Origin of the sequence: Paraburkholderia ginsengisoli NBRC 100965, from assembly GCF_000739735.1 — a bacterium.
GTDB classification, from domain to species: domain Bacteria; phylum Pseudomonadota; class Gammaproteobacteria; order Burkholderiales; family Burkholderiaceae; genus Paraburkholderia; species Paraburkholderia ginsengisoli.
Map to the genome: position 1 here is coordinate 180,815 of NZ_BBJF01000005.1, position 12,257 is coordinate 193,071.

Here is a 12,257-nt window from a genome sequence, read left to right on the forward strand (position 1 = left end):
CCGGACGCATCAGGCGTGGTGCTCCTGTTTTAACCGCGCCGGTTTGCCCTGGTCTTTCACCCATCGCCAGAACAGCTGATAACCCACCGCGAGCATGACAGGTCCGATGAACAGGCCGATGACGCCGCCTGTCACCATGCCCCCGAGCGCGCCGATCAGCACCACCGGCATCGGGACGGCAACACCCCGGCCAAGCAGCAATGGCTTGAGCACGTTATCCGCAAGTCCCGCGACGAACACGTAGACCGAGAAGATGATCGTCATGGTGCTCACGCCTTGCGTGACGATCACGAAGACAATCACGGGAACCGTGATCAGCGTGGCGGGCAATTGCATGATGCCGACCAGCAGCACCGCGAGCGCGAGCAGACCCGCGCCGGGAATACCCATGATGACGAATGCGATGCCGATGAGCAGCATCTGGATGAACGCGATCCCGACCACGCCTTGAGCGACCGCGCGAATCGTCGCCGTGCAAAGTTCGGTGATCTGCGGGCCGTTCTCGGGACCGGAGATGCGCGAGGCAATCTGCACCGCACTGCGGTGGCCTTTCTCACCGTGCGCCATCAATATCCCGGCAACGATCAGGGCAACGAAGAATACCAGCAGCCCCGCACCCAGCCCGGTGACGGTTCCGAGCACCGCGAGACCGGCCTCCTTGAGTTGGGGGGCGAACTTCTGCGCAACGCCTGTGAGGTCGATCGAGGCCTGTTGCCAGAAATCGTAGACACGCTGGCCGATGATCGGCCAGCCGGACACGGAGGCGTCCGGCGGTGGAATGCGGAAGCTGCCGCTTTTGAAAATAGCCATTCCATGCTCGATCGAATGGGCCACCGCCACGCCCAGCAGATACGTCGGCACGAGGATGATGGCAAACGCGACGAGGATGATCAGCGTGGCGGTCAAGCCATCCTTGTCGGCGAGTACAAGCCGAAGTCTGACCTGCAGCGGATACAGCGTAATGGCGAGGATCAACGCCCATACCATGAGATTCAGGAACGGGGCGAAGATCCTGAAGCAGAAGATCGCCAGAACGGCGACCAGTCCCGCGCGAATCAGAACATCGAGCAGTTCTCTGGACAAAACCCGTTCGGTAATCGGTGTGAGTGGCATGACGTGTCTCCCGCGGGTCATATCGAGGATCTGACGGCGACAGTCGAGGCCACGTCCATCACCATGGCAGTCGGAACGGAACGCGGCGCCGCGTCGGTCGACCTCCTGAAGTAGTCGGATATCGACCGGCTACTTGCCCGCCGTATGGCCTGGCAGGCCTTTCAGCGTGACCGCTTCGCCTATGCCTTCACGGCGACGACATCCGTCATCGCCGTCCTATTCCGACTGGAACGACGCCTCGCGATCGTACGTACTGGCATCAGATATCGAGCCTGCTGACCTTCGTGCCTTCGAAGCTGAGATTGGCCATCAGGCCTGAGTTGGTCAGCACGAAACCGACGATCGGCGCCCCTGTCGTTGCCGTGTCGAGCACACCGTTGGCGCCGGTCTTCGCCACCGCAACCGAGCCATCCACCCCGGCTGTCCAGCCTTTGTCGCTCGTCTGGAATTTCTGGAGCGCGGCATCGGTCATGAACATCAGGAACACCGCTTTGGACTGAGCGCCAATCTGCAAGCCGAACGAGGCGGTACTGGTCTTGTAATAACCGATGGATGTGCCTCCCTTGCGGAGTGCACCTTCGCCATATTCGCCGCCGACGACGAGGCCTGCCGCGATTACCGATGGAAAGACGAGAATAGCCTTGGCCTTGTCTGCCACCGCCTGCGCGCCCGGTGTCGTGCTGAACAGTTTCTTGAGCGCGCCATCGACGCCGGCATCAATTTCCTGCCGCTTGTTTGCGGCCTCCGTCGGCGTCGAAGTCGTGTTGCAACCGGCCAGCGAGGCGGCCAGTGCGATGGCCGTTAGCGATAAGAAGGCGCGACGCTCCATGAGACTCTCCTCGGCTGACGTGCAGCGGATAGGGATTCCGCGCATCTGGAAATGCTTGATCTGGATTTCCCGCTTCGAAGCGGGAGGACGAGTCGATGTCGTGATGGGAAGCCTTCAGGCCAGCGCGATCGGACCAGGTAGGCCAAACATGCAGGGAATGTCGAACCGGCATGAATCAACCATAGTCCGCAACAGGCATGTCGACATCGCCATAGCGACCGCCGAACAAAAATACATCGGGTTAAGCATAGGCGTGAGGCACGCCGGCAGGTATTGGACCTTGGTCGTATGTCGCGCGGAGTGGCGGCAATCCACTGGAACCCGACGCCACCCGTCTCTTCAATCGAGCCGGCGTGCGTGGCAACCAGGGCTTTTGTTGGAAGTTGTTATGGGTGACAACAGGTCGGGCGGCCCGATCGTTGCCGGTTGCCTCGTGTTCGTCATCCATTGCGGAATGGGCGCTCCGGAGGCGATCGACCCATGTCGAGCGTTAGGATGAGCGCTGCCGGTAACGTCAACGGTGATTCGAAAAATGCTAATGACCGTCCGTGCGTGGCCCGGTCCCATGACAACCGGTTGTCGTTCTGGTGTGATCGCTTTGATCACCGGGCGCGGCGCTTCCTCTCGCGCCCTCCGTCGGAACCGAAATCAGCGTGACGCCGTCCGTTGCGCCGACCACGTGCCCGCGATGATCGCGAAGCATCGCACGCACACTGGCGCTATCGGCGCCGCCCGGACAACCGACGAGTATCGCCATATGGTCGAGATAGCCGGCCGTTGCGGGCGACTCGCCGAGCCGGCGACATGCGTCTCCCGCGTTGGGGTAGCCGTTGCCGAAGGGCGCGAGCGATGCGGGCCACGCGAAATGCGCGTGAGCGTCGACCGCACTCGCCGCGTGACTGGCCGAGGCCGAGGCCACAGCAACGAAAGCCAACGCGAGCGCTGCGGACTTTGCGCTGGAACCGATAAATTTGATCACGCTTCCCATTAGCCATCCTCCTTGCGCCGAGCCCAAGCTGTCTTATTGGAACCGAACGGGACGACGCAGCTCATCGCGCGTGTTCAGACCGCGTTCTTAACCTACGCTTCAGCCAGCACCTGCTCGATCACCTTCACGAACTGCTCGACCGGCTGCCCGCCGCTCACCAGGTATCGACGGTTGAAGATGATGGCCGGCACCGACTGGATGCCCATCTCCTGGTTATTCTGTTCTTCCGCGCGAACTTCATCGCCATACGCGCCGCTTGTCAGCACGTTACGTGCTGCGGTCGCGTCGAGTCCCACGGAGTGCGCCGCTTCGACCAGCACGTCGTGATTGCTCGGGTCCTTGCCGTCGGCATGATAGGCCCGCAGCAGTGCCAGCTTGAGCGGCAACTGCTTGCCTTCGATGCCCGCCCAATGCAGCAGGCGGTGCGCGTCGAAGGTGTTATAGACCCGCGTACGCGGACCGAATTCGAAGCCGACGCTTGCGCCACGCTCGCGAATCATCGCTTGCGTTTCGGCGATCTGCGCCGGTGTGCGTCCATACTTCTTGCCGAGATAATCGACAATGGCTTCGCCGTCCGGTCCCATCTGCGGGTTGAGCTCGAACGGATGCACGGCTATCTGCGCGTCGACGGTATCGGCGAAACGCGCCAGTGCCAGCTGAAGCGAGGAGAGGCCGACCGCGCACCACGGGCAGGCGATATCGGAGACAAAATCGATGGTGAGCGCTTGTTTCATTGCGGTCCTTGCTGGATGGATGACGCGTCGCGCGGCGCGTATGGCGCGCGCGACAGAGGCAGACAGCGTAGCGTGATTTGCCGACTCTTGCAGGACCGCGCGTAGAGCACCGCGCTGATGCGCGAGCGCTGCCGGATTGGACCGCAAGACCCGGAGTGTTTTCTTTGCAGCGTGCCCGTACACTGGCCCGATCGAACCCATTCCAATTCATTGAACCGGCCATGAGCACCGCCGCGAATCGACCATGAACTCAAGTAAAGCAGAAGCGCCCGTCATCGCCTCCCCGCAAACGATCGCGCAACGGATCGACGCGCTCGACTGGCGAGGAATCGAACAGGATCTCGATCTGTACGGATGCGCGGTGATTCCCGGACTCGTCACGGCGCCCGAATGCGACGCGCTGGCCGCCCTCTATCCGCGCGACGATCTCTATCGAAGCCGGGTCGTCATGGCGCGCCACGGTTTCGGTCGCGGTGAATATAAGTACTTCGACTATCCGTTGCCTGAGCCGATCGGCGCGTTGCGCGCCACGATGTACCCGCATCTCGCGCCGGTGGCAAACCGCTGGAATCAGGCGATGAACATCGACGTGCGCTATCCGGCGCAGCACGCGGACTTCATCCGCCGTTGCCATGACGCGGGCCAGGTCCGCCCGACGCCATTGATCCTCCAATACGGCGAGGGCGACTACAACTGTCTGCATCAGGATCTCTATGGCGAGCATGTCTTTCCGCTGCAGGTCGCGATCCTGCTGTCGGAACCGGGGCGGGACTTTACCGGCGGCGAATTCGTGATGACGGAGCAGCGTCCGCGTATGCAGTCTCGCGCGGAAGTGGTGCCGCTCGCGCAAGGCGATGCGGTGGTGTTCACGGTGAACAGCCGGCCGGTTCAGGGGACGCGCGGGCCCTATCGCGTCACGCTGCGTCATGGTGTCAGCCGTTTGCGCTCGGGGCGTCGGCATACGGTGGGGGTGATTTTTCACGACGCGTTGTGAGTCGAGCGTCGCGACGCTTGAACGGTGCGGATCGATAACGGGGGCTCGCTCGCTCAGAGCGTGGAACGAGGGCGTGGCAAGACCGCCGCCTCGGCGTGCAACAAGGCTATCGCGAGCGAACAGCCGCCCGCACTCGCTACAATCCGGGAATCGTCGGCGTTCGCCCACCCGCATGAAAAGCGCTGCACCGGCGAGCGCCGCCGTCTTCGGTGTATTAAAGCCACTCGCATCACGAGCGCAGGACCGACCGCCGCACGACACCATGGAAAACCTCCTCAAGAAACTCGACCTCACTTCGCTGCGCCTGTTCGTCGCTGTATGCCAGGAGCGCAACATCGCACGCGCGGCCGAGCGCGAGTTCATCGCTTCGTCGGCGGTGAGCCGGCGCATCGCCGAGATCGAGGCGGTCATCGGCCTGCCGGTGATCCAGCGCCAGTCGCGCGGCATCACCGTGACGCCGGTCGGCGAGACCGTGTTGCGCTATGCGCTGGCGATCATCGGCAACATCGAACAGATGAGCGCGGAGTTGTCGCGTTTCTCGTCGGGCGCGAAAGGGCGCGTGCGGGTGGTCGCGAATCTTTCGTCGATCGTGCAGTTCCTGCCGGAAGATGTGGCCGCATTCGGGCGCGCGTTTCCGGATGTGTCGATCGAGCTGGAAGAGGAGAACAGCGCGGACGTGCTGCGGATCGTCGACGAGCATGGCGCGGACTTCGGCATCTGCAACCCGGTCGCGGGCAGCGAGGCCTTCGAGCAGGTGCCGTACCGGCAAGACCGGCTGGCGGTGCTGGTGCCCGAAGGCCATCGGCTCGCCGGCGCGTCGCGCGTGTCGTTCGACGCTCTGCTCGACGATCGCTTCGTCGGCCTGCGCAGCGAGAGCGCGCTGACACGGCTCGTCACGCAACAGGCGGCGAGCGCGGGGCGGGAACTCGACGTGAGGATTCGGGTGAGCAGTCTCGACGCGCTGTGCCGGATGGTGCACGCGGGGCTCGGCATCGCGATCGTTCCCGAACAGGTCGGGCTGCTCTACGTGAATGCGCTCGACGTGCGCCTGCTGTCTCTGAGCGATGCGTGGGCCGCGCGCAGCCTCGTCATGATCTTCAGGACGCGCGAGCAGTTGAGTGCGAGCGCGGCGGCTTTGGTGGGGTTTCTCGGCAATCAGCCGTAGCGGGGCCGCGCAGCACAGCCCACCCCAGCCCACCCCAGCCTTCGCCAAACGAGACGGCTGCATTGCCGGACCGGCACTTCGGCATCGGCGTTGCGCGCCGTATAGTGAGCGCAAGGAGAATGCATTCATGAGCGATACGTTTCGTCTGGACGGCCGCGTGCTGTACCTGTCCCAGGACCCCGCGGTGATCGACGCGCAACTCGCGGGTGAGAATTTCACGCGCGCGACGGCGGGCCCGCTGCGCGAAAACGTGTCCACCGACGAGATCACGCCGGTCACCGTGATGCTCACTTACGACGAACGCCTTGGCCAGTATCCGTACGTCGGCTTCAAGGCGGGCGAGCGGATGCCGATCGGCCGCAACGCGGTGAAGAACGGCGGCTTTCAGGTCACGGTGGCGGGCAAGCGTTACGGCAAGGGCTCGTCGCGCGAATCGAGCCCGTTGGCGGAACTGTCGGCGGGCATCCGGCTGATCGTCGCGGAGAGCTTCGAGCGGATCTATCAGCAGAATTGCGACAACATCGGCATTCTCACGACTACCGACTTTGCCGTGCTCGATCGTTTGAGCGCGGGTGAAGCGGTGCCGATCGACGAGTTCCTCAAAGGCCGTGACGCGCTCACGCAGCAGATCATTCGCAGCGGCGGGCTGCTCGCGTACAGCAAGTTCGCGGAGTGGCCCGCGCCGCGCGTGCGCGATGCAGCGAGCGATGCGGCAAATAACGCGGCAAGCGCGCCGCCCGCCGAACCGAAGACGCTGGTCGAGAAAATCATCGACCGTCATCTGCATCCGGGCATTGCCGGCGCACAGCGCGGCGACGGCGTGTTTATTTCCGCCGACTGGCGCTTCAGCCACGACTACTTCACCGGCATGTGCGCGCACCTGATGCACCGCGCGTTCGGCAAGCCCGCGCCGCTGCATGCGCCCGATCACATCATCGCGTTCCAGGATCATCTGGTGCTGGCGCCGCAAAGCATTCCGCACGTGCGCGACGGTCTGTTGCCGGGAGTCGCCAATCTGATGGAAGGCCACACGTCGTTCTCGCGCGACTACCCGGTGCGCTCGCACGGCGCGCTCGACGGCGTGGCGGGCTCCGAAGGCATCTGTCATGCGTTGATGGCCGAGCAGTACGCGTTGCCGGGCCAGGTGGCGTGCGGCACCGATTCGCACACGCCGCATTCGGGCGCGCTCGGCTGCCTCGCGTTCGGCGCGGGCGCGACGGAAATCGCCAATAGCTGGGTGACGGGCTACGTGCGTTGCAAGGTGCCGGAGACGCTGCGCATCGAAGTCGACGGGAGCTTGCGCGACGGCGTGACCGCGAAGGACGTCGTGCTGCATCTGTTGCGGATGGACGCAATCCGCTCAGGCGGCGCGATTGGCCTCGTGTTCGAATACGGCGGCGCGGCGGTGCGCGCGATGTCGATCGACGAACGCGCGACCTTGACCAACATGGTCGCCGAACTGGGCGGCTTCACCGGCATCGTCGAGCCGGACGAACGCACGGTGGCGTTTCTGAAGGAGCGGCGCGGCGTCGATTTCGCGTTGGAAAGCTGGATGAAAAGCGACGCGGGCGCGGTCTATCGCGACACGATCCGCATTGACGCCAGCGCCATCGAACCGATGCTCGCGCGCCCCGGCGACCCCGGCAACGGCGTGCCGGCGCCGCAACTGGAGCAGGACGTCGCGATCGATATCGCGTACGGCGGCTCGTGTACAGCGGGCAAGCGTGAAGATTTCGATTTCTATCACGAGGTGCTGCGTTGGGGCGTCGAGCAGGGCATCCGTGTGCCGGAGGGCACGCGTCTTTATCTGCAATTCGGCACCATGGCGGTGCGCGAGTATTGCGAGGCGCAGGGCTATCTGCCGGTGTTCGAACGCGCGGGCGTGACGATCGTGATGCCGGGTTGCGGGTCGTGCGCGAACTGCGGACCGGGGCAATCGGCCGACCCGAAGCAGGTGACGATCAGCGCGATCAACCGCAATTTCCCGGGCCGCTCGGGTCCGGGCGACGTGTGGCTCGCAAGTCCGTACACGGTGGCGGCGAGCGCGTTGGCCGGAAAAATCACCACGTTTGAACAATTGAAGCGCGCACGCGGCTAGAATGCTGGCCGGACCCTGGGGGCCGGCATCGTGGTGCGTGCAATGCGCGAGAGTACGAAAGGCCGGCACCAGATCGGCTTCGGCGAGCGTCGTTCCGCTATCGGCGGCGACTGGCTTGCATGGGGTCGGGGCGGCGCTGAAGCGCCGGCTCCGCCCGACAGCTTTGCATGGAGACAAACAACATGGCATCCCCAGATCACGCCGGCTCCGTCGCGCGCAGCGGCGGCAGCGCGACGTATGCCGGCGCTACGGTCGAGACTGCGGCTGACACCGCAACCGACAGCGCGTCGCTCGACGCCGGCAGCATTTCGGCGCGCCTCGACCGCTTGCCCGCCACGCGTTCCATCTGGAAGCTGGTGGTGCTGCTGAGCCTCGGCTTCTTCTTCGAACTCTACGATCTGCTGTACTCCGGCTATGTCGCGCCGGGCCTCGTCAAAAGCGGCCTGCTGACCGCGACGACGCACGGGCTGTTCGGCTCGACCGGCGTCGCGAGTTTCATTGCCGCGCTGTTCAGCGGACTATTCATCGGCACGATCGCGTGCGGCTTTCTCGCGGATCGCTTCGGACGGCGCGCCGTGTTCACGTATTCGCTGCTTTGGTACACCGCTGCGAACGTGGTGATGGCCTTCCAGGAAACGGCCACGGGGCTCAATTTCTGGCGCTTCGTCGCGGGCGTCGGTATCGGCGTCGAGCTGGTGACGATTGGCACTTATATCTCCGAGCTGGTGCCCAAACAGATTCGCGGCCGCGCGTTTGCGTGCGAGCAGGCGGTAGGCTTCACGGCGGTGCCGGTGGTCGCGTTTCTGTCCTTCCTGCTGGTGCCGCGCACGCTGTTCGGTCTCGACGGCTGGCGCTGGGTCGTGCTGATCGGCGCGCACGGCGCGCTGTTCGTCTGGTGGATTCGCCGCGCGTTGCCGGAAAGCCCGCGCTGGCTCGCGCAGCAAGGCCGGCTCGTCGAAGCGGATCGCGTGATGAGCGCGCTCGAAGCGAAAGTGCGCAGCGAATATGGCCGCGAGTTGCCGCCGCCCGCGCCGCCGGTGCCGGTCGCGCCGCGCGGCAGCTTCCGCGATATGTGGGTGCCGCCGTACCGCAGCCGCACGGTGATGATGACACTCTTCAATATCTTCCAGACGGTGGGCTTCTATGGCTTCGCGAATTGGGTGCCGACACTGCTGATCAAGCAGGGCATCACGATCACGACGAGCCTGATGTATTCGAGCGTGATCGCACTGGCCGCGCCGCTCGGCCCGATCATCGGACTGTTCATCGGCGATCGCTTCGAGCGCAAGACGGTGATCGTGGTGATGGCGGGGGTGAACATCGTCTGCGGACTTTGGTTCAGCCAGGCGTCGGGCGCGGTGCTGCTGGTGAGCCTCGGCGTGTGTCTGACGCTCGCGGGCAACATCATTTCGTACAGCTACCATGCGTATCAGACCGAGCTCTTTCCGACTAGCATCCGTGCGCGCGCGGTGGGCTTCGTTTATTCGTGGAGCCGCTTTTCCGCGATCTTCACCGCGTTTCTCATCGCGGCGGTGTTGAAGCACTTCGGCACGGCCGGCGTGTTTATATTCATCGCGGGCGCGATGCTGGTCGTGATGCTGGCGATCGGCCTGATGGGGCCGCGCACGAAAGGGCTCGAGCTTGAGAAGATCTGAACGTGCCGGTCCGGCAACATCGGGCCGGCGCGTGCGCGTCAACCCTTGGATGACCCGGCGGGTTTGGTCGGCTCCAGCCGAAGCGAGCCCCAGCCGAGCGGCGCGAATACGTGGCCGCCAGCCAGTTCGACCAGTTCCACGAATCTCTCCAGCGACACGCCCGCCGCGATCCGGACCGGCGCGTTGCTGATGAAATCCTGCGTGCGCAGCCACGGCGCGTCGCCGCGATTGATTTCGTTGACGCTGCGCTCGCAGCCGTCATACTCGGCGTCGGGCGGCAGCAGCGGGCCGTCGAACGCGACGGTCAGGATCTGCTGTGCGGCGTCGTCGTAGGGCAGGCCGGCATCCTTCTCATAGGGCACGCGCTCCCAGCCATCGCCCCATTGCTGGTCGAGCGGCAAGCGGGTGAAATAGGCCCACGGCGCGCGCACGAAACAAAGGCCGTAAGCGTGGCGCACGCCGTCCAGATCAGTGGTGAGTCCCATGAGCATAGGCCTTGACGTGTCGATGACGGCGGCGCTTCACGCCTCGTCGCGGGTGGCAAACAAGCTGTGTTCGGGCTGCGCCCGCTCGTGATCGACACACTGCACGTGCCAGTGGCCGCTCATCAAGGTCCGCCCGCGTTCCCCGCACCACTGCGCGCGGCCCGTTTCGCCTTCGAACGGTCCGTCGCAATCGTTCAGATCCAGGTTCTCGAGCACGCAGACGGGCGCCGCATCGTGCGGGCCGCACACGAGCGTATTGCCGCAATCCATATGCAGCGCGCCCCATTCGGGCAGCTCCAGCCCCTGGTGTCCTTCGCGCGACCATTGCCGCGTGTCCTTGTCGAGCCAGAGGATTGCAAATGCCATCGGATGGATACGATCGAACGTATCGAGGTGGACAGTGAGGCGCATGAAAAATCTCCGGAACATGGGGACGTCTTCAATCGAATCAGATGCGGAAGCCGTGAATCAATTAACGTAGATCGCCGGTTCAAAACCCATTTCGCCAGGCTAGGCGCGCCCCCATGCGCGACGTGGATTCGAGCATGAACTGCGCGTTCGGTACGTCGCGATAGCGCTCCGCGATCTTCCGGACCGACGGTGCGAGGGGGACCACTTCAGTGTAGGGGCGGCCATTCAGGCGCCCTTGACTTCGGTCAAGCAACACGCGAGGCCTGAATTTGACGTGCCGCGGATAGCTCCTATGCTGATGACAGGCGGGTCGCACAGAAGCGGGGCCCGCCCCGGAGCGTGGCGCGCGACGCGCGGAGCGCGAACGCGTCCGCCCCAGCCTCGCATCCTGCGCAATGAACCAGGTGGCGTTATGAAGATTCATTTCCCTGAGGAGCTGCCGGAGTATTGCGCGCGCGATTTCGTCGTCGCCTTTCCGGCCGAGGTGGACGGCGTGCGTGTGCAGTGCGCGATTACCGCGGAGGCGCTCGAGGATCACTTTGGCGCGGCTTCGCTGCGCGAAGACGATCTGATTGCGGCATTCAACTCGAACCGGCATCCGATCGAACACGCAGCGAAGCAACTGCTTCACGAGATAGGCGCGAAACCGGTGCTCGTGCATAGCGGTTACTTCCGGTTTAGCGAGTGACGTTGCGCGGAGCGGTCGACAAAGTTCGAGGAGAACCCTATGCGTGCGATGGTGTTCGACGGCAGCGCATCATCGCTGCGAGTGCAGGAACTGCCTGATCCAACGCCCGGCGCCGGACAGATCCTGATCGATATTCATGCGTGCGGCGTGTGCCGCACCGACCTTCATCTGATCGACCACGAACTCGAACATCCGAAACAGCCGGTGATCCCGGGCCACGAAATCGTCGGCACGGTGGTGGAACTCGGCGAAGGCGTGACGGGTTTCGCAATCGGCGATCGCGTGGGGGTGCCGTGGGTCGGTCATACGTGCGGGCATTGCCGCTATTGTCTGTCATCGCGCGAAAATCTCTGCGACGAACCGGGCTTCACAGGCTATACGATCGACGGCGGTTACGCCGAGCGCACCGTCGCCGACAGTCGCTACTGCTTTCATTTACCGGCGCAGTACTCGGACATCGAGGCCGCGCCGCTGCTATGCGCGGGCCTCATCGGTTACCGCACGCTCAGCATGGCGGGCGACGCGCAGCGCATCGGCATCTACGGCTTCGGCGCGGCGGCGCATATCGTCGCGCAGATCGCGCGTCATCAGCAGCGCACGGTGTATGCGTTCACGCGGCGTGGCGATCACGCGGCCCAGCAACTCGCGCTGCGTCTGGGCGCGGCATGGGCGGGCAGCAGCGACGAGGCGCCGCCCGACGAACTGGATGCGGCTTTGCTTTTCGCGCCGGTCGGCGCGCTGGTTCCGCAAGCATTGAGAGCGGTGGCGAAAGGGGGCGTGGTGGTCTGCGGCGGGGTTCACATGAGCGACATTCCGTCGTTCCCGTACGCGTTTCTGTGGGGCGAGCGGCGCGTGGTGTCGGTTGCGAATCTGACGCGCGACGATGGGCTCGCGTTCATGCGCATCGCAGCCGAAACAAGCCTCGCGATCGAAACGACGACTTATCCGTTGACGGACGCCAACCGGGCGCTGAGCGATCTGCGCGACGGCAGGTTGACGGGGGCGGCGGTGCTCGCCATCCGTTAGCGCGATTGCGCTCTCCGATCCGCGTCGACGATCACGACGCATACGGGCGCATACCGCACTGCGGTGGATAG

11 protein-coding genes are annotated in these 12,257 nt (G+C 64.3%); 6 read left to right on the forward strand and 5 right to left on the reverse strand.

Annotation, left to right across the window (positions count from 1 at the left end):
- Positions 1-9 precede the first annotated feature (9 nt).
- From BGI01S_RS10070 to BGI01S_RS10085, 3 genes are all read right to left on the reverse strand, one after another.
- Complete coding sequence (locus BGI01S_RS10070) at positions 10-1,113, reverse strand: AI-2E family transporter (protein ID WP_042324890.1); 1,104 nt, start codon at positions 1,111-1,113, stop codon at positions 10-12.
- Positions 1,114-1,372: 259 nt separating this feature from the next.
- A complete protein-coding gene (locus tag BGI01S_RS10075; RefSeq protein ID WP_042324891.1) occupies positions 1,373-1,942 on the reverse strand; it encodes a BPSL1445 family SYLF domain-containing lipoprotein in 570 nt (189 codons plus the stop codon).
- 1,080 nt (positions 1,943-3,022) lie between these two features.
- The gene (locus BGI01S_RS10085; RefSeq protein ID WP_042324892.1) at positions 3,023-3,664 is read right to left on the reverse strand and encodes a DsbA family oxidoreductase; all 642 of its coding nucleotides are present in this window, start codon (positions 3,662-3,664) and stop codon (positions 3,023-3,025) included.
- A 244-nt stretch (positions 3,665-3,908) separates the two neighbouring features.
- Between BGI01S_RS10085 and BGI01S_RS10090 the strand changes: the two genes are divergently transcribed.
- From BGI01S_RS10090 to BGI01S_RS10105, 4 genes are all read left to right on the forward strand, one after another.
- Positions 3,909-4,658, forward strand: a complete 750-nt coding sequence (locus BGI01S_RS10090) for a 2OG-Fe(II) oxygenase (RefSeq protein WP_042324893.1) — start codon at positions 3,909-3,911, stop codon at positions 4,656-4,658.
- 262 nt (positions 4,659-4,920) lie between these two features.
- A complete protein-coding gene (locus BGI01S_RS10095) occupies positions 4,921-5,823 on the forward strand; it encodes a LysR family transcriptional regulator (protein WP_042324894.1) in 903 nt (300 codons plus the stop codon).
- Between the two features lie 127 nt (positions 5,824-5,950).
- Complete coding sequence (locus tag BGI01S_RS10100) at positions 5,951-7,921, forward strand: aconitase family protein (RefSeq protein ID WP_042324895.1); 1,971 nt, start codon at positions 5,951-5,953, stop codon at positions 7,919-7,921.
- 182 nt (positions 7,922-8,103) lie between these two features.
- Positions 8,104-9,576: an MFS transporter gene (locus tag BGI01S_RS10105; protein ID WP_042324896.1), complete on the forward strand. Its 1,473-nt coding sequence runs from the start codon at positions 8,104-8,106 to the stop codon at positions 9,574-9,576.
- Positions 9,577-9,614: 38 nt separating this feature from the next.
- On the opposite strand, the gene BGI01S_RS10110 is transcribed toward BGI01S_RS10105, so the two are convergent.
- Together BGI01S_RS10110 and BGI01S_RS10115 are read right to left on the reverse strand one after the other, a co-directional pair.
- Positions 9,615-10,061, reverse strand: coding sequence for a hypothetical protein (locus BGI01S_RS10110; RefSeq protein WP_042324897.1), 447 nt, complete (start codon positions 10,059-10,061; stop codon positions 9,615-9,617).
- Positions 10,062-10,097: 36 nt separating this feature from the next.
- A complete protein-coding gene (locus BGI01S_RS10115; RefSeq protein ID WP_042324898.1) occupies positions 10,098-10,472 on the reverse strand; it encodes a DUF3564 domain-containing protein in 375 nt (124 codons plus the stop codon).
- 412 nt (positions 10,473-10,884) lie between these two features.
- On the opposite strand from BGI01S_RS10115, the gene BGI01S_RS10120 reads away from it, so the two are divergent.
- Both BGI01S_RS10120 and BGI01S_RS10125 read left to right on the forward strand, forming a co-directional pair.
- Positions 10,885-11,160 (forward strand): DUF1488 family protein, encoded by a 276-nt coding sequence (locus BGI01S_RS10120; protein WP_042324899.1) that lies wholly within the window; start codon positions 10,885-10,887, stop codon positions 11,158-11,160.
- Between the two features lie 39 nt (positions 11,161-11,199).
- Positions 11,200-12,186: a zinc-dependent alcohol dehydrogenase family protein gene (locus BGI01S_RS10125; protein WP_042324900.1), complete on the forward strand. Its 987-nt coding sequence runs from the start codon at positions 11,200-11,202 to the stop codon at positions 12,184-12,186.
- Positions 12,187-12,257 lie beyond the last annotated feature (71 nt).

Bases quoted from the DNA above. Each gene is read 5' to 3' on its own strand.
- BGI01S_RS10070 (WP_042324890.1), bottom strand. From the start codon at position 1,113: ATGCCACTCACACCGATTACCGAACGGGTTTTGTCCAGAGAACTGCTC.
- BGI01S_RS10075 (WP_042324891.1), bottom strand. From the start codon at position 1,942: ATGGAGCGTCGCGCCTTCTTATCGCTAACGGCCATCGCACTGGCCGCC.
- BGI01S_RS10085 (WP_042324892.1), bottom strand. From the start codon at position 3,664: ATGAAACAAGCGCTCACCATCGATTTTGTCTCCGATATCGCCTGCCCG.
- BGI01S_RS10090 (WP_042324893.1), top strand. From the start codon at position 3,909: ATGAACTCAAGTAAAGCAGAAGCGCCCGTCATCGCCTCCCCGCAAACG.
- BGI01S_RS10095 (WP_042324894.1), top strand. From the start codon at position 4,921: ATGGAAAACCTCCTCAAGAAACTCGACCTCACTTCGCTGCGCCTGTTC.
- BGI01S_RS10100 (WP_042324895.1), top strand. From the start codon at position 5,951: ATGAGCGATACGTTTCGTCTGGACGGCCGCGTGCTGTACCTGTCCCAG.
- BGI01S_RS10105 (WP_042324896.1), top strand. From the start codon at position 8,104: ATGGCATCCCCAGATCACGCCGGCTCCGTCGCGCGCAGCGGCGGCAGC.
- BGI01S_RS10110 (WP_042324897.1), bottom strand. From the start codon at position 10,061: ATGGGACTCACCACTGATCTGGACGGCGTGCGCCACGCTTACGGCCTT.
- BGI01S_RS10115 (WP_042324898.1), bottom strand. From the start codon at position 10,472: ATGCGCCTCACTGTCCACCTCGATACGTTCGATCGTATCCATCCGATG.
- BGI01S_RS10120 (WP_042324899.1), top strand. From the start codon at position 10,885: ATGAAGATTCATTTCCCTGAGGAGCTGCCGGAGTATTGCGCGCGCGAT.
- BGI01S_RS10125 (WP_042324900.1), top strand. From the start codon at position 11,200: ATGCGTGCGATGGTGTTCGACGGCAGCGCATCATCGCTGCGAGTGCAG.